This is a genomic window from Leptothoe sp. PORK10 BA2, from assembly GCF_034932105.1.
GTDB lineage: Bacteria > Cyanobacteriota > Cyanobacteriia > Phormidesmidales > Phormidesmidaceae > Leptothoe.
The window spans coordinates 12,657-30,690 of sequence record NZ_JAYGIG010000017.1; the positions used below are offsets into that span (position 1 = coordinate 12,657).

At 51.7% G+C, this 18,034-nt stretch carries 13 protein-coding genes; 7 read left to right on the top strand and 6 right to left on the bottom strand.

Translation table 11 applies throughout. The features are described 5' to 3' along the window. Window positions 1–7: 7 nt before the first annotated feature. Window positions 8–4,003 carry a magnesium chelatase subunit H gene (locus VB741_RS06930; RefSeq protein ID WP_323364427.1) on the bottom strand — a complete coding sequence of 1,332 codons (3,996 nt, stop codon included), beginning with the start codon at window positions 4,001–4,003 and terminating at the stop codon, window positions 8–10. 556 nt (window positions 4,004–4,559) lie between these two features. Between VB741_RS06930 and VB741_RS06935 the strand changes: the two genes are divergently transcribed. The 4 genes from VB741_RS06935 (at window position 4,560) to VB741_RS06950 (ending at window position 9,968) form a co-directional block, all read left to right on the top strand. Beyond that, window positions 4,560–5,477, top strand: coding sequence for an NAD-dependent epimerase/dehydratase family protein (locus VB741_RS06935; protein ID WP_323364428.1), 918 nt, complete (start codon window positions 4,560–4,562; stop codon window positions 5,475–5,477). 240 nt (window positions 5,478–5,717) lie between these two features. Next, the gene (dnaK, locus tag VB741_RS06940) at window positions 5,718–7,631 is read left to right on the top strand and encodes a molecular chaperone DnaK (RefSeq protein ID WP_323364429.1); all 1,914 of its coding nucleotides are present in this window, start codon (window positions 5,718–5,720) and stop codon (window positions 7,629–7,631) included. Next, the gene (locus tag VB741_RS06945) at window positions 7,597–7,848 is read left to right on the top strand and encodes a hypothetical protein (protein ID WP_323364430.1); all 252 of its coding nucleotides are present in this window, start codon (window positions 7,597–7,599) and stop codon (window positions 7,846–7,848) included. The genes dnaK and VB741_RS06945 overlap by 35 nt, the downstream gene beginning before the upstream one ends. A 677-nt stretch (window positions 7,849–8,525) precedes the next feature. After that, window positions 8,526–9,968: an iron uptake porin gene (locus VB741_RS06950; RefSeq protein ID WP_323364431.1), complete on the top strand. Its 1,443-nt coding sequence runs from the start codon at window positions 8,526–8,528 to the stop codon at window positions 9,966–9,968. Between the two features lie 481 nt (window positions 9,969–10,449). Here VB741_RS06950 and VB741_RS06955 read toward each other — a convergent pair whose 3' ends face one another. Beyond that, window positions 10,450–10,599, bottom strand: a complete 150-nt coding sequence (locus VB741_RS06955; protein WP_323364432.1) for a hypothetical protein — start codon at window positions 10,597–10,599, stop codon at window positions 10,450–10,452. 231 nt (window positions 10,600–10,830) lie between these two features. Between VB741_RS06955 and ald the strand changes: the two genes are divergently transcribed. Continuing rightward, on the top strand, window positions 10,831–11,910 hold the full coding sequence (ald, locus tag VB741_RS06960; protein ID WP_442786313.1) for an alanine dehydrogenase: 1,080 nt from the start codon (window positions 10,831–10,833) through the stop codon (window positions 11,908–11,910). Here ald and VB741_RS06965 read toward each other — a convergent pair. Then, window positions 11,907–12,599: a lysophospholipid acyltransferase family protein gene (locus VB741_RS06965; protein WP_323364434.1), complete on the bottom strand. Its 693-nt coding sequence runs from the start codon at window positions 12,597–12,599 to the stop codon at window positions 11,907–11,909. The two genes, ald and VB741_RS06965, sit on opposite strands and share 4 nt — an antisense overlap. A 182-nt stretch (window positions 12,600–12,781) precedes the next feature. Between VB741_RS06965 and VB741_RS06970 the strand changes: the two genes are divergently transcribed. Next, the gene (locus tag VB741_RS06970; protein WP_323364435.1) at window positions 12,782–13,462 is read left to right on the top strand and encodes a HEAT repeat domain-containing protein; all 681 of its coding nucleotides are present in this window, start codon (window positions 12,782–12,784) and stop codon (window positions 13,460–13,462) included. Between the two features lie 115 nt (window positions 13,463–13,577). Next, complete coding sequence (locus VB741_RS06975; protein WP_442786314.1) at window positions 13,578–14,441, top strand: inositol monophosphatase family protein; 864 nt, start codon at window positions 13,578–13,580, stop codon at window positions 14,439–14,441. Window positions 14,442–14,465: 24 nt separating this feature from the next. Here VB741_RS06975 and rodA read toward each other — a convergent pair whose 3' ends face one another. The 3 genes from rodA to VB741_RS06990 all read right to left on the bottom strand — a co-directional run bounded on the left by rodA (window position 14,466) and on the right by VB741_RS06990 (window position 17,745). Continuing rightward, complete coding sequence (gene rodA, locus VB741_RS06980; RefSeq protein WP_323364437.1) at window positions 14,466–15,722, bottom strand: rod shape-determining protein RodA; 1,257 nt, start codon at window positions 15,720–15,722, stop codon at window positions 14,466–14,468. Window positions 15,723–15,831: 109 nt separating this feature from the next. Continuing rightward, window positions 15,832–16,899, bottom strand: coding sequence for an Mrp/NBP35 family ATP-binding protein (locus VB741_RS06985; RefSeq protein ID WP_323364465.1), 1,068 nt, complete (start codon window positions 16,897–16,899; stop codon window positions 15,832–15,834). A gap of 288 nt (window positions 16,900–17,187) precedes the next feature. Beyond that, window positions 17,188–17,745 (bottom strand): SRPBCC family protein, encoded by a 558-nt coding sequence (locus VB741_RS06990; protein ID WP_323364438.1) that lies wholly within the window; start codon window positions 17,743–17,745, stop codon window positions 17,188–17,190. Between the last annotated feature and the right edge of the window lie 289 nt (window positions 17,746–18,034).

Below are 18,034 nucleotides of genomic sequence, written 5' to 3' on the forward strand. Positions count from 1 at the left end.
CAATCGCCTATTCCACACCCTCAATGCGGTTTTCGACTTCCTCATAGAGTTCCTGCAAACGCTCAATATTTTCATCGCTGGTGTCCCAATAGCCCCGACCATGGACTTCCAACAATGTGGTCACCATCCGACGGAATGAGTTGGGATTAAGATCCATCAGACGCTTACACATGTCTTCATCCTCGATGAAGGTGGTATTGGCATCCTCATAAACCCAGTTGTCCACAGCATCAGCCGTCGCTGACCAACCCATGGTGTTGACCAAACGGTTGGATAATTCACGCACACCTTCGTAGCCATTAGCCAACATCCCTTCATACCATTTGGGATTGAGTAACTTAGTTCGGGAATCTAAGCGCACCGTTTCCGATAGTGTCCGTACCTGAGCATTCGCCGTGGTGGTGTCCGCCACAAAAGATGTCGGCTTCTTGCCATCATCCCTGAGACTAGAGACCACCTTCGTAGGGTCAGAATCAAAGTAGTGGGATACATCGGTCAGGGAGATTTCGGAAGAATCCAGGTTCTGGAAGGTGACATCAGCGGTCTTTAGCGACGCCTCAAACAGTTCGCGGGATTGATCCATCACCCCAGGATTGTCTGAATTAAAGGCAAATGATTTCCGCGTCAGGTACATTTCCTGTAGCTCAGCCTCCTCTTCCCAAGTGCTGTTCTCCACCGCCAAGTTGACGTTGGCCGCATAGGAACCCGACGCATTGGAAAAAATCCGAGTGGCAGCTTCCCGCAACGACAGCCCCATTTCCTCAGCCTGCTTCAGGGCATGCTTCCGGACAAAGTTCATCTCTAGGGGCTCATCTGCTTCAGCCGCCATTTTTACCGCCCGATCCAGCAGGGCCATCTGGTTAACGAATAGGTCCCGGAACACCCCAGAGCAGTTGATCACCACATCGATCCGAGGACGTCCCAATTCTTCTAAGGAAACAATCTCCAGCTTATTCACGCGACCCAGGGCATCAGGCACCGGCTTCACGCCGACGAACCATAACATCTGGGCCAGGGACTCCCCGTAGGTCTTAATGTTGTCAGTGCCCCAAAGCACCGAAGCAATCGTCTCAGGATACTGACCGTCATTATCCTGACGCTGACGCTCTAGTAGCCGATCAACCACTACCTTTGCGGACTGCACTGCCGCCGTCGTAGGAATAGACTGAGGGTCTAGGGCATGGATATTTTTACCCGTTGGCAACACATCCGGGTTACGGATAGGGTCACCACCGGGACCCGGCAGAATGTATTCACCATCCAAAGCCCTGAGTAAGGAGGCTAACTCGTTATCGGCGACGACCTGCTTCAGACAAAACTGTAGATACTCAAACAGGGGCTTGAGAGCGTCCTGAGCCACCTGCTTATAGCCCAGGCTATAAAGAGCTTCTACCCAGGGTTCTTTACGTTTACCGACGTTGAAGAACTCCAGCATCGTCTTTAATGAAACCCGACCCTCATCATCAAGCTGTTCACTGACAATGGCACCAACGGCAGCACGGGTGGCTTCATTAATTTCGAACAGCAGCTGCACATCCTCTAAAACCCCCAAGTCGCTATTGCGATAGATTTCATTGATGTCACGGCCAATGCTCTCAGAGATAATCCGCTGCAGGCTCTTGAACCCCTCTTCCTCGCGATCGAGACTGGCGATGTTCACCAATGTGGCTACAGCTTCCTCGGCGGTGGGAGGTTTACCAATAATATGAAGACCACAGGGCAGCAGACGGGATTCAATCTCCATCAGCTTGATGTAAATCTTGCCCACGATGGTGTCGCGGTCTTCCTTGCTGATTTCGCTGGCATCTTCCACATCAGGCAGAGCCACATCCCGATCTAGATTGACCTGACGCGCCTTTTCGATAATGGCGTTGACAATGGAAATTGCCCGACCGCCTTCCTTAAGTCCTTGGTAGGAACCAATCAGATCACTGAGTTCCTTCAATCCCTTGTACAAGCCCGCATTCTCAGCCGGGGGGGTCAGGTAGCTGATGGTTTGGGCGTAGCCACGACGCTTGGCGATGGTGGCTTCGGAGGGGTTGTTGGCGGCGTAGTAATAGAGGTTGGGGATGCTGCCAATCAGGTTATCGGGGTAGCACTGCCCCGACATGCCCATCTGCTTACCGGGCATAAATTCTAGGGAACCGTGGGTGCCAAAGTGCAGCACCGCATCCGCCTGCCAGATTTTCTCGAGGAAGGTGTAGTAGGCAGCAAAACCATGGTGAGGACTGGCGGAGCGGGAAAATAGCAGTCGCATGGGATCACCTTCGTAACCAAAGGTGGGCTGTACGCCAATGAATAGATTGCCATAGGCCTTACCGTATACCAGTAGGTTTTGACCATCGGTATTGAGGGTACCTGGCGGGGGGCCCCAGTTCTCCTCTAAGCGCTTGGAATAAGGCGTTAGCTGCTCATACTCCTCCACCGACATGCGATAGGCAATGTTTAATTCAGGACTGTTGTACTGGGCTTGGGCATCGTTAATCACCTCCAGCATTAAGGCTTCTGGAGATTCAGGCATGCCGTCAATGGTGTACCCACCGGCCTTCATGTCTTCCATGGCTCGGTAAATGGAACCAAAGACATTGAGATAGGCAGCGGTACCCACGTTCCCTTTGTCGGGGGGGAAGCTAAAGACAGTGATGGCTAGCTTCTTCTGGGCACGGGGCAGGCAGCGTAAATTGGCCCACTTGAGCGCTCGCTGGGAGATGGCGGCCACCCGATCCTGCAGGGTGATGGCCCGCCCGGTCAAGCCGTCACGCCCAGAGGCCACAATCGGTTCGATGGCACCATCGAGTTCTGGAATGGCCATTTGCAAGGCCACTTGAATGGGGTGCAGTCCGAGGTCGCTGTCTTCCCATTCTTCAGTGGTTTGGAACACCAATGGCAGGGCCACCATGTAGGGCCGATTCAGCCGTAGCAGTGCCTCAATGGCCTTGGGATGATCTTGGCGGGCTGGACCACCCACCAGGGCAAACCCGGTCAGGGAAACCACTGCATCGACAATGGCCTCCTGGGTAACGGGCTCATAGAAATATTGCTCTACGGGTTTGGAGAAATCTAGGCCACCGGCAAACACAGGAATCACCCGAGCCCCCAGGTATTCTAGCTCCTGCACCATGGACACATAGTGGGCTTCGTCCCCAGTAACTAGGTGGGTACGCTGCAGCACCAAACCGACACACGGCGCCTGCTCCCGTTTGTGGGAGGCGGGGAGATCTTGGCGAGAGCTATACCAGTTGAGGTACTCTTTGATGTCCTCATACATGGTGGGGGCGAGGGGGTGCCAAATACCGGTGTCGGGATAGGTGACGGGTTCTTGGTAATCCATGCTCTTGGGAGCACCTTCAATTTGCTTGTCACCGAACATGTAGCGGTCGGCCAGCATGAGCATGAAGTTTTCCAGGTTTTCAGGGGAGCCCCCCAGCCAATACTGGAAACTCAGCATGAAGTTACGGGCATCTTGGGCCTTGTCAGAAGGCAGATATTTGAGCACCTTTGGCAATGTGCGCAGGAGCTTGAGCATGGCGTCTTCAAAGCTACCGCCCTGTTTTTGGCGGCGCTTTTTCATGAATTCGCCGATGGCGCTCTTGGACTGCCCCAACTGGGCCATGGAGAAGGTGCCCATCTTATTCAGGCGCATCACCTGGGGCATGGAGGGAAAGACTACGGCCACATCCAGGTTGTCACGATGAGGAGTGACGGCCGTAACAACCTTTTCAGCCAGTTCTTCAATAAATATTAGGGAAGCGACGAAGACGTTAGCTTCAGAAACGTCTTTTTTAAACGCCTCGTAGTTGCCGTTATCGCGCAGCTCTTCAATTAGATAACCGCTGATCTCAACTGCAATGTGGGGATTGTTAGCGTTAATCGCTTTAACGGCTGCAGATAGAGAGCTTTGATACTGTGGCTCTAGTACGACATAAACCACTTTCATCAAGGACCGTTCGCCAAGGTTCTCGGGTGAGATGTGTCTCACGGTGGGCTTGACGTTGGTGAACATGCAGTTTGACTCCTTCCTCGGGTGTTCTCTCTTCTTTAAATCTAAATCAGGGGTAATGATTGCCGATGGGCATACAGAATTCAGCACGTTAACGATCGGACTCTTTTAGACGGTCCATATCGCCCCTAGTAATCGCAAAAGCCTTTGCAAAAATGCTTTACAAAAGTGAACAGACTACTGTAATAAGAAACATTCCATAACATCTAAACAGGGGTTTTAAACCTATTGTGTTTGTATCAGAAAATCCCGCCTGACTAGGGATACAGCTATGGATGCGATACAAAATTACATATTGCCTATGTTTTTTAGGTAACGAATTTGTTACATTAACTGAGAGCATTACTAACTTTATACTTCAAATAAAGTAAAAATATAAGAGTTGACAAAATTCGGTCTATGTAAGTGAGTTTTGTTGGCATCTTGTTAATCGATCAATTGATCGACTGCCTGAATGGCAGTCCAGGGATTTTGCCATAGGAACCTTTGCGGGTGAAACAATCTTCCATAAGATCTGGAGGTAGGGAAATGTTCTCTGATCTTTTTGGGATGGCTGGCTATGCGAATTTTGGTGATGGGTGGGACACGGTTTATTGGGGTGTACCTGACTCGGTTATTGCTGGCCACAGGCCATGAGGTGACGTTGCTCAACCGAGGGAATCGTCCTGGTCCTGAGGGGGTGGAGGTGGTGATGTGCGATCGCACATCCCCTGATGCCCTCAAAACCGCCCTAGGGGGCCGCACCTTTGACGCCATCTACGACAACAACGGGCGCGAACTCAGCGACACCCAGCCCCTGATCGAACTCTTTGGCCACACCGTCCAACAATTTATCTATGTCAGCTCCGCCGGGGTGTATCTAAAAAGTGAGCAAATGCCCCACATGGAGGGCGATGCCGTTGATCCCAACAGTCGCCATAAGGGCAAGCACCACACCGAAGCCTACCTTAAACAGCGGGGCATCCCCTTTACCGCCATCCGTCCGGTTTACATCTATGGCCCCCAGAACTATAACCCCCTGGAAAAGTGGTTCTTCGACCGCCTCAGCTACGACCGTCCCCTAATGATCCCCGGCAACGGCAAAGCCATCACCCAGCTGGGCCATTGCGAAGACTTGGCCCAAGCCATGGTAGCTATCCTGGATAACCCCAAGGCCATCGGGCAGATTTATAACATTTCAGGGGAGCGCTACGTCACCTTTGACGGCCTCGCCTTGGCCTGCGCAGAAGCCATGGGTAAACCCGCCCCAGACATTCGCCACTACGATCCAAAACAATTTGACTTTGGTAAACGCAAAGCATTTCCCATGCGGGTGCAGCACTTTTTCACCGCCATTGACAAAGCCAAACAGGAGCTAGACTGGACCCCTCGCTACGGCCTAGTCCAGGGCCTCAGGGATTCCTACCGCCATGACTACAGTCGTACAGAGCAAACCGTTGACTTTGAATTAGACGAACAAATATTGGCCTCTAGCTAGCCCACCCGCCCCACAACCGAAATTCAGGTTCGGTAACCCCCCCTTCAGGGAATGGCTTTGGATTAGCACTATAGTAGTGAGCTTTCAAGCAACCCATTTAATGGTTCAGCTGAAAGCAAGGACGCTGCTGGTCCGTGGGATGTATCGAGCTGAGATGAATTTCAGCCATCAGAACGCTCCCATTAGATCCCGATCGCACACCAGCAACGCTAAACGAGTTAATCAGCCGGAGCAATTGATATGGGAAAAGTAGTAGGAATTGACTTGGGGACTACAAACTCTGTAGTCGCCGTAATGGAAGGGGGTAAGCCCACTGTAATCGCCAACGCAGAAGGCTTTCGCACCACGCCATCCGTTGTGGCCTATGCCAAGAGCGGCGACCGTCTAGTGGGTCAAATCGCTAAGCGCCAAGCCGTCATGAACCCAGTAAACACGTTTTACTCGGTTAAGCGTTTTATTGGTCGTCGCCACGATGAAGTAGGCAACGAATCTTCAGAAGTGCCCTACAAGGTGCTCAACATAAACGGCAACGTCAAAATTGAATGTACCAACGCAGATAAGCAGTTTGCCCCTGAGGAAATTTCGGCCCAGGTTCTCCGTAAGCTAGCGGACGACGCCAGCAAGTACCTCGGCGACCAAGTGACCCAAGCCGTCATTACCGTTCCGGCTTACTTCAATGACTCCCAGCGTCAGGCCACCAAGGATGCGGGCCGCATCGCGGGTCTAGAAGTTCTGCGCATCATTAATGAGCCGACCGCCGCCGCCCTGGCCTACGGTCTAGACAAAAAGAGTAACGAGACCATTCTGGTGTTTGACTTGGGGGGTGGTACCTTCGACGTCTCCATCCTAGAAGTGGGAGACGGCGTCTTCGAAGTACTATCCACCTCGGGGGATACCCACCTGGGAGGAGACGACTTTGACAAAAAGATCGTAGACTACCTGGCCGAGAATTTTATGGCCCAAGAGGGCATTGACCTACGGAAGGACAAGCAAGCGCTGCAGCGACTGACTGAGGCCGCTGAAAAAGCCAAGATTGAGCTGTCCAGCGTCACCCAGGCTGAAATCAACCTGCCGTTTATTACTGCCACCCAGGACGGTCCTAAGCACCTCGACCTCACCCTGACTCGGGCTAAGTTTGAGGAATTGGCCTCTGACCTGATCGACCGCTGTGGCGTGCCCGTGGAAAATGCTATCCGCGATGCCAAGCTCGCCAAGAGCGACATCAACGAAATCGTCCTAGTGGGTGGTTCCACCCGGATTCCTGCGGTGCACGATCTGGTCAGCAAGATTTTAGGTAAAGAGCCGAACCAAAGCGTTAACCCGGATGAAGTTGTGGCCATTGGGGCCGCGATTCAGGGGGGCGTTCTGGCTGGTGAAGTTAAGGACATTCTGCTGCTGGACGTCACCCCCCTATCCTTGGGTGTGGAAACCCTCGGTGGCGTAATGACGAAGCTGATCCCCAGAAATACTACCATTCCCACCAAAAAGTCTGAGGTGTTCTCCACCGCTGTGGATGGTCAAACTAACGTTGAAATCCATGTCCTGCAAGGTGAGCGGGAAATGGCCAACGACAACAAGGACCTGGGTGTGTTCCGGCTAGACGGCATTCCTCCTTCTCCTCGAGGCGTCCCTCAAATTGAGGTGATCTTTGACATTGATGCCAACGGTATCTTGAATGTCACTGCCAAGGACAAGGGCACGGGTAAGGAGCAGTCCATCAGCATTACCGGCGCATCCACACTGTCTAACGATGAGGTGGATCGCATGGTCCGGGATGCCGAGGCTAATTCCTCCGCGGATAAGGAACGGCGCGAGAAGATCGACATTAAGAACCAGGCCGACTCGCTAGTCTATCAGGCTGATAAGCAGATGGGCGAGCTGGGGGACAAAGTCTCTGAAGAAGACAAGTCTAAGGTTCAAGCTGAGATTGCTAGTCTGAAGGATGCGATCGCATCTGACGATGCCACCAAAATCAAAGCGGGTACCGAGTCCCTACAGCAGGCACTATTTGCCCTCAGCAGTAACATCTATGGTGGTGCTGATGCCACGGCTGCAGCTGCCGATGCGGGCGCTGCTGGCGGTGGTAACGCCCCCAGCGGCGGCGGTGATGACGATGTAATTGACGCTGAGTTCTCAGAAGAAGGAGACAAGTAACATCAGTCACCCCGGCGGCTCGTTTTTAACAAAACAGCTGCCGGGCATAGCCGACAAACTTGCTCCGGCTAGCAAGGGGGTGGATGGTTTTACCATTCACCTTTTTTTGCATGAAAGTGCCGCCCGAATAATGATTGAAGTCGCTGATACGAGCATTAAGCAAGATCTGAGCCTTAAAGCCAGCTTATATGCAGCAGCAGACATTAAAGACTATTAAGTATTGAATATCGCCACCCGCCAGGTCCCCATATGGTTCGTGATGTTTCGTGATTCTGAACCCGAAGGCCATCAGCGACAAACGATTTTACAAAATCAGCGGTTGGTTTCAGCCCTCCAATTTCCCAGTTACATCCTGACCGTAGAAGGGGATTATCTGAGACCGATCAGGGAAACGAGGCTTTGACCGGTGAAATACTCAATTGCAATCAAATTCAAAAAACCGGCCATGGCTGCTCGTCGGCAGCCGAGCAAGGGGTTAGATGGTAAAACAATTTACCTTTTTTGCTGTCCTTGCTACGTAAGCATAGATTCAGTCCCTTCTCACAATTAGCCATTTTTTTATAGCCTGTGATCTATCAATGAGCGTTTTTCTTGTAGCCTACGATACGTAAGCTCTCATGGCAGGTTCAGGAAGCACACATATAGTAATGCCGTTGTCAGGAAATCTGGAGCAGATTTCCTGACAACGGCATTACTAGTCTCAGCATTTTCCCAAGCCAATTAAGTAGACGTTTGCTTAAGTAGATAGCCCTTTTCTGATTACTCCCAAAGGTAAACAGAAACGATTCCTAAGACGTTGGTCTCAGGGAAAATTTTGTGCGATCTATTCCGGAAAAACTCTCATTAGGTGATAGAGAATGCTGCATTCAAATGTGTGGTAGTAAAGGAAAAACCATGATTTCTAACTCAATGCGCAAACTGATACTGGCAGGTGCTACTTCAGCCAGTTTACTAACAGCAACCTCGGGATATGTTGTTGCAGCAGACACAGTGTCCACCGACGGTTCCTCTTTAAACAATTCAACTATTCAGCTTGCTCAAGTAACCAGCGTTTCTGAGCTATCTGACGTTCTGCCTTCTGACTGGGCCTACACTGCCCTGCAGCGCCTGGTAGAAGAGTACGGTTGTCTTGAGGGCTACCCCGACCGTTCCTTCCGTGGCAACCGTGCCCTGACTCGTTATGAGTTTGCCGCTGGTTTGAACGCTTGTTTGGACGTGATCGTTCAGCTTATCGGTGATGGTGATGACCTCGACACTATCCGTCGCCTGCAGGAAGAGTTTGCAGCTGAGCTGGCTACCATCCGTGGTCGCGTTGACACTCTAGAAGCTGACGTAGCTGAACTAGAAGCTAACCAGTTCTCTACCAACACTAAGCTAAAGGGTGAGCTCGTTGGTCAGCTTGTCATCCCGTTCGAAGCCCCCGATGGTTCTGATGAAGTCACCTTCGAATACCGGTCTCGATTGAACTTTGATACTAGCTTTACGGGCGAAGACCGGCTACGGATAAGGCTACAGGGTGCTGATGACATGGATGCTCCCAACGATTTCCTAATCGATGGGTTAGCAGATTCTAGTAGCAGTGGCGGTGAAGATAACGTACAGATCGATGACATTACCTATGAGTTTCCTTTGGGTGATCGCATCGATGTAGAAATTGCGGCAAACAGTCGTTCTGCCGGTCAGCTCAACAGTAGTAACATTGTGCCCTACGACACTAATGCAGTGGCTGAATTTGGTGAAGACGGTTTCTTCGAATCCGCCTTTGACCAAGATGGCAGTTTCGCCATTGGTACTAATATCTCGCTCACCGACAACATTATTCTTGACCTGGCTTACTCCACCGATAATGGTCAAGATGCGACCCAAGGTATCTTCGAAGAATATGAGTACCTGGTGCAGCTCAATTATCTAAGCGATGGTTTAATTGACGCAGCTATCACCTTCCAGGACGGTGAAGACCCCGACACAACTGTCGACTTTCTGATCGGTGGTCTGCTGAATCTCGATTTCGGAGCCTTCGAGTTGGGCGGCTACTACGCCTTTATTGAAGGAAAAGATGGCGCAGGTGAGCAAGAAGAATGGCAGGTTGGGATCTCAATCTCCGACTTCCTTGCCCCTGGCAACGAGTTAGGCATCTACGGTGGAGACGCCTTTGATAACGACAATGCACCCTTTAACTTTGATTCTGACCCCATCATTATCGAAGCATTCTACGCGATTAAGTTGAATAAGTTCCTGACCATCACCCCTGCGGTCATCTACGCTGACCCCGATGGTGTCGATGGTAACGATGAAGACGGCGTAATTGGGGTTGTACGCACCACCTTCAATTTCTAAAAGGTTGTTACCTGCTCGATTTCTCACACCCCCCATTAAGCCGCTGGTATTTAGCTAGCGGCTTTGCTTATCAGCTTTTTGATTGGGACGGGACGATTATCCCATCCATTTTTTCTTATCTATGGGAGAGCCCATGACAGCAAATGCTCAGGTTCAAGGACAACCAAACCAGGCCGACATTTTTTGTAGCAATCACCCACCGGATCAACTTCCATGGTCAACGGATGAGGCTTAATCAACCTGAAGTTAATCAGGGCTGACAGCTTCATAGATAAGACCATTGCCAAATAGTCATTTTCCTCAGACTCATTCAGCACTGAAACGAGTTCGCCATTGCTCAATAGGTCATACCGACTCTCTGAACCATCCTCGTAGTTCAAATAGTCTGCAAACGTCAGGGGCTTAAGTTTTGCCTGACCCCCAGGAAAAGGAATTGTTCACCCACGCTCTTGGTATATCGCTTGTGTATCAAGTGGGGGGATTATCTGAGACCGATCAGGGAAACAAAGCTTTGGCCGGTGAAATACTCAATTGCAATCAAAATCAAAAAACCGGCCATGGCGGCTCGTCCATTGAGCTTTTCCGCATAGGTATTAAACCCTTTTTTGGGGCGTTCAAGCTTAGGACTCATGGAAGGCTTAATATCAGTCACGGTTTTAAATGCGGCGTTATACCCACCTATTCTCACTATCAAAGGGAGCGTTAGTCAATGAGTTTTCCCCTTGAGGAATTCTAGTCTCAGGAGAATTCTCCGTTGATTAACAGCGCTAAGCTATAGCTGGGGGCGAAGTCCACCGCGATGGCCGTGGCCTAGTTCGAAACCCAATCCTTTCAGACCAACCCTTTCAAATTGGAGATGCCTGTGCAGATTGGTGTACCGAAGGAAATTAAAAATTTAGAGTTTCGGGTGGGACTCAGCCCTAGCAGTGTCCGGGCATTGACGGAACAGGGACATCAGGTCAGGGTAGAAACTGATGCTGGGGTGGGAGCCGGGTTTAGCAACGCCGACTATCAACAGGCCGGGGCCCATCTTGTCACTGCATCTGAGGCCTGGCAGCAGGCCATGGTGGTGAAGGTGAAGGAGCCTTTACCCCAGGAATATGACTATCTGCAAAAGCAACAGCTACTGTTCACCTACCTCCATTTAGCCGCCAGTCGCGAACTGACGGAAGCCTTAATCCACAGGGGTACCACGGCCATCGCCTACGAAACTGTGGAGAAAAATCAGCAGCGGCCTTTACTCACCCCTATGAGCATCATTGCGGGGCGGCTATCGGTGCAGTTTGGGGCCAGATTTTTAGAAAAGCAACAGGGGGGACGGGGTATCTTGCTGGGGGGTATTCCTGGCGTTAGCCCAGGCCAGGTGGTGGTGCTGGGGGGCGGCATTGTGGGGACGGAGGCGGCCAAAATGGCCATCGGCCTTGGGGCCCATGTGACGCTGATCGATATCAATTTGGATCGGTTAAATCAGCTGGAAGAATTGTTCGGGTCTCGGGTGACACTGTTGTACAGTAACTCCGCCAATATTGAACGGGCGGTGAGTCAGGCGGATTTATTGATTGGTGCGGTGCTGGTGCCGGGGCGGCGATCGCCGACGTTGGTGTCGCGATCGCAAGTCCAACACATGCCCCCAGGGGCCGTAATCGTCGATGTGGCGGTGGACCAGGGCGGCTGCATTGAAACCGTGCGACCCACCTCCCACAGTGAACCCATTTATGTAGAGTCGGGGGTACTGCACTACGGTGTCCCCAATATGCCAGGGGCCGTCCCCCGTACAGCGACTGAAGCGCTGAATAATAGCACCCTACCCTATGTACTGAAGCTAGCCAAAATGGGGCTAGGGGCCTTAGACACAGATGCAGCCCTGGCTGAAGGACTCAATGTGGTGAATCATCAGCTCGTACATCCGGCGGTAAAAGCCACATTCCCTGACTTAGTTTAAGATTGCAAATTTAACATCGCTTGGCGGGTTTGCATTTTTAGCCAGCCCACCTGCTCCTGTTTAGTCAGCCGTGCCACTGGCCTTAAGGAAATGGCTTTACCAATTCTGACATCGGCGGAGCGATAACGGACAATGGACTGAATGTGGGTGCAATCGTAATGCTGTTCTAGATATGGGCGTACCGCAGGCGGAATGGTGAGGGGTTCTAATTTTTCGGCCTTGGGCACAATCACAGCCGGAATAACCGGCACCTGAGCCGTATAGGCAAGGTGAGCAAAGCCCGGTTGTAGCTCGGCTAATGGGGCATCAAAGTCATTATTAAAGATGTAGTCTTCACCCTCTGGGAAAATGCCAAGGAGTTTTCCCTGGCGTAGTCGCTGGAGTGCTTTTTTTATTGATGAGGGGGTCGGGTTTCCTGCTGTCTTGACGGGGACCATGCCGGTGCATTTCAGCAACTGACTAGTGCCAGGAATAGCAATCATGTAGTCGGCAACTATCCAGGCGATGTAGCGCGGTAGGGCCAAGGTCATGAGCAAACCGTCGGTGTCGGAGCGGTGGTTGCAAACAAGAATAGCCGCCCCACGCTGGGGTAAGTGGTTGATGCCGTGGGTTGCGATCTCAACTCCCCTCAGCAAAAAAGGACGCAACAGCCATCGCAGGCTGTGGTAAGCCGCTATTTGAACATCCATAATCATTGAGAATGAGATTGAACCTGACGCTAGTGTGGCTGATTTAGGGATTAAGGCGGTCCACCCAGGGGGCAATTAATCAAAAAATTCAGCTAAAACCATTCCGGTGATCAGCCACACCGAATTGACATAGCCTCAATATAAGCTAACGCTTTAGGAGGACCACCCTCTACCAAACATCCATGACACCCGACGAACTTGACAAGCTAGAGGACGACTTACGTGCGCCTGCCCTCAATGTGCGAATCACTGCCCTCAATACGTTAGCGACTCAACCGGCCGCTGTCGCCATACCCATTCTGCAGCGTTTGTCCCAAGATAGTTCCTTTTTGCTCAGACGTTTAGCCGCCATGGGATTCGGTAACCAGGCTCCAGACAAGACCGCATTCGATAGCCTGCAAGCGTTAATCGCAACCGAAACCGATGCCAATGTGCTAGCAGAGATGGCCAATTCCATCTACGAATTTGGCGACCCGTCCATCCCCCTGCTTATCCAGATGTTTGAGGCCAATGACAACTGGCTTCTGCGGCAGACCATACTATCCATATTGCAGGAGAGCAACCATCCTGATGTTCTCCTTGAGATCGCCCTCAAAGCGTTGAATGATTCCACCCAGACTGTAAAGGAAACAGCCATTTTGTCATTGCGGCAGGTGCTCATGTCCCCTCTGCAAGCCGAAGCCTTAAATGCTCTAACGTCCCTGGCCGTTAGCCCGATCTGGCGAGATCGCTGGCGGGCTGCAACCGCCTTAACTGGGTGTGACCATCCACAAGCAGCAGCGCTCTTATCAAAGCTTCAAAAAGACGAAAATCATTATGTGGTAGCAGCAGCATTGGATGCATCGATGGGTGGTAGTCAGTAAGGCAAACAATCGGGCGGGGGAGGATGTCATTGAGCATCCAGCCTCTAGAAAACTGATCCACCTCAGATTTTGTGGTACCAATCGTCTACAGACGTATTTACCCACAGCCAAACCCATGCCCACACCCCGTGAGATTTTATCGGCGTTGTTGCCCCATCTAAAGGTGGCGGCAGGCTATGCCACCAAAATCCAGGCAAGCATCGGCGCGCAACCTGACAAGGTAGCCGCACAGAATAATTTTTTCGCCGAGGCCCTGACAGACGCGGATCTGTCCATTCAAACCTTTATGGAAGTAACACTCCTATCGTTGTTTCCAGATATTCGCTTCTATGGCGAAGAATTTGCCCAAACCTACAACACCAAATATTTTCGGTCCATTGAGCTAGGTTCCCAGGATGACTATCTAGTCACCCTCGACCCCATCGATGGCACCCGCTTCTACATGGATGGCCATCCCAACTATCAAATTATTCTCACCATTCTCAATAGCGACGACTTTGAAGCAGTGATTGCCCTCAGTCCAGCCCTCAATGAGTATTACTACAGCCTGCGAGGCGAGGGCACCTTCCGTGGCTCCCTCGCGGATGACCTGGATAGTTGCCAGCCCTTAAAAATAGAAACGCCTAAAAACCAGATCATTCTAAGTTGGACAATGGATTATCTAGCAGAGACATTACGGCAAGACTTTGATGTGATTAGTGTCCAACCGGACTATTCCCGTGAAGTAGCGATTCCCAATACCAATGGCCTGATGACAGGGGACCTGAGCGGAGCAATTTTAGCGGCGGGCAAGTTTATTGATGGAGGTGCCCTGAGCTGGATGGCAAAGGAAATGGGCTATGTGGTGACAGACCACCAGGGCCATGAATTGCCTGCCCTCAGGGATTGTGACGATTATCAGTGGCCTGGGGTGGTCGTGGGCTCGTCACCGGAGGTGCATAGAAAACTGTTGGCGGCGTTGGCAGCCTTGTCAACGTAGCAACCTGCCATAAGACACCCCCGCCTAAAACTTGAGCCGATGCTGGAAATTCGCCACCGACTCCACAATGCCAATGGCAATAAAATTCGTTAGCAAGGACGATCGTCCATAACTCATCCAGGGCAGCGGAATCCCCGTAATCGGCGCTAAACCAATGGTCATGCCAATATTGACCACCACCTGGAACACAATCATCGACAGCACGCCAATGACCAGCAGGGAACCAAAATTATCCTTTGCATTTTGGGCAATGATAATCAGCCGCAGACAGATAAACCAATAGGCCAGCACCATGGCCAGGGCGCCCATAAACCCCATCTCCTCCCCCAAGGCCGAAAAAATAAAGTCCGTATGCTGCTCAGGGATAAAGCTCAGCTGGGTCTGGGTGCCATGGAATAGTCCGCGTCCCCACAGCTGCCCTGACCCGATGGCAATGCGGGACTGGATCAGGTGATAGCCACCCCCAAGGGGATCCTGCTCAGGATTTAAGAACAGGGTGAGACGATCCCGCTGATAATCATGCAGCAGCCCCCACATCAGTTCCCCCAGTTTGCCTGCAATGGAATTGATCACGACAATGATCAGGGTGCTATACCAGCGCAGGGGTAACGTAATCCAGGCAACCACCCCAGTAACCACTACCCACCCGATCCACACGGGCACCGATAGGCTAAAGATAATGGCGGCCACCAGAGGAGACACCAACAGTAATAGCCAGCCTGGATTCATATTGCTCCAGTAGAGCATCCCTAGAACAATGGCTCCAAATACCAGAGAGGTGCCTAGGTCGGGCTGCAAAAAGATTAGGGCCCAGGGCACAGAGGTAATGGCCAAGGCCTTGAGTAAACCACCCAAGGTGGTTGACTCGCGGTCTTTTAGGGTGGCGGCCAGGGTAATAATGATGCCAACCTTGGCAAACTCCGAGGGTTGAATGTTAAAACTACCAATGCTGATCCAGCTTTGGGCACCGTTACCCACGGTGCCGATCAGCATTACAGCAACTAGGGATATATTGGTGACGAGATAGATTACCCAGCGCCACTCCAGGAAAGATTCATAGCGGGTACGGGCCAACCACATGCAAAGGACCACACCCACCACACACATGATGACGTGGTTCCAGGCCAGACCAGCCTCCCCCGTATACAACCGGGTACTGGCAATCAATAGGCTAGAAAACAGCGTGATGCCGATGGGCAACATTACCAAAAACCAGTCAATGCCTCGCCAGGGATGCAACGAGCGATAGAACCATTTACCAAGGAAGGTGGTTTGAGCCATACAAGCAAAACCAAGGGGAAAGAGACGATATTTTTATTTTGTGCGGAGACAGGCCGAAAACAGACCATGGAGCGTCTCCACGGAATGAGTGCAGGCCTACGGGTGCAGGCTAGGTCAAGGCTGCAATCGAGACTTGGGCAGCCACCTGTTGAGAAATTTTAGTGAGGGCCTTGGCGGCAGCTGAATCGGGCTGGGCCAATACAATCGGGATCCCCTCATCTCCCCCTTCCCGTACAGGCATTTCTAAGGGAACACATCCCAACAGGGCAACACCTAAGGTTTCGGCGGCTTTGGCACCGCCTCCGGAGCCGAAAATGTCATATCTCTTGTCGGGCATATCGGGGGGAACGAAATAACTCATGTTTTCCACGATGCCCAATATGCGTACATTTAGCTGCTCAAACATTTTTAAGCCACGACGGGCATCGGCCAGGGCCACATCCTGGGGCGTGGTGACGATCACCACGCCAGCCATAGGCACCGCCTGAGCCATGGTGAGCTGGGCATCACCGGTACCTGGGGGCATATCTACAATCAGATAGTCTAGCTCGCCCCACTGCACCTGGTACAAAAACTGACGAATGATGCCATTGAGCATGGGACCACGCCACACCACAGGTTGATCGGTATCGATCAAAAAGCCCATGGATACTAGCTTGACGCCATGGTTAAAGGCGGGTTCTAGTTCTTGCTGGCCATTGGCTCCATCCCGAGCCACCACGTTACCGTCCTTTAGTCCCATCATAATGGGGGCGTTGGGACCATAGATATCGGCATCAAGCAGACCGACTTTGGCCCCTGCTTGAGCCAGGGATACGGCCAAGTTGACGGCCACAGTACTTTTGCCAACACCGCCTTTACCGCTGGAGACGGCCAAGATATTTTTGACCTGATCAATCCCTTGCTGATCGGGCAGTAGGGACTTTTGCTGAGGGGTTTCGGCGGTCACATCCACCGCGACGGATACGACACCGGGCAAGGTCTTAACGGCTTTTTCGCAATCTTCAACGATGAACTCTTTGAGCGGACAGGCCGGCGTGGTTAACACCAGGGTGAAACTCACCTGACCTTCGTTGACGGCCACATGGCGAATCATGTTGAGTTCTACCAAGCTTTTTTGTAGCTCAGGATCTTGAACAGGACGCAGCACGTCCAAAATTGCCTCAGTGGTCGGCATCATGGTTGGAAAAGGTTGGGAAAATGGGTGTGAACGGAGAAATTGTTAAAGGAAATGGATATAACTTTGCGCCCATAGGTCACAACATAAGTGAGTGCTGAAAGCTAGAGAGCACAATAGCCATGGGCGGCACAACTTCCAGCAGAGAGAGCACAACAGCCATGGGCGGCACAACTGGCAGAAAAACTGCAGCAGATTGTTATGTTTGCCATCCATTCTAAGGCTTCATGCCTAATGCCGGAATTTAATGATGCACAGGTGTTCCCTGGAAAAACCCTGCTAGCTAAGTTAGCTAAAGATATCCCGATACTGCTGGGGCACCATGGTTGAGGTGGTCGCCTGTTCTGCTGCTTGGGCTAGGGCAGCAGCCACCCTGGCGGCATAAGGGCGCAACAACGACCAAGCGACGGGGGAGAGCCACCCCTTAAGTTCAATGGAGTAAGAAATTTGGGTGCCACACAGGGCGGACTCGAGGCGGTAGACGGAGCGTTCTTCTAACCCTGGCACGGGGAAAATACGCAGACTAATATATTCCCCGGGCAACACACCTTCTACAAAAATTTTGATCGGCACCGGCACCCAGCGGGTAAATACTCGATAAATTAGACCTGGTGTAGCCTGTTGGCCATTGGGAGCATTGGTACCGGTAATCAGGGGATGCCAGGAGGCCAGTCCGGCTAAGTCGTTCATTTTTTGCCAAAGCGCTTCTACCGAAGCCGTGCTGCTGACCTGATAATGTTTTTCCAGCGTTCGTTGGTTTCCCTGGGCTAGGACGGATTGTCGGGCCGCCTCGGGGGTGGGGAGATGGAAATGCCGTTTAAATGACTGGAACCAGAGTCGAAGCATAGATGCGCGGGCGTTCTGCCAGATGAATCGCTTCCCTGCCGTCCGAAACTCGGTCAATGCGGTTGGGCAAATAGACCGGTCAATTGGGCGTTGAACACGTATTTTTTTATCTTGGAAGACATTTTAACCCTGGGTTAACCATCTCCCCATGGCTAACCATGGCTATCCTAGAAGTAGAGGCGAAAACAGTCTTCCCTCATAGCTTCGAGCTTTTGTCAAGGATTGTCACACTGTGTGTCAACTTGGTTAAAAAGGTCCAAAATCGTGATTAATTATCATTACTGACTTT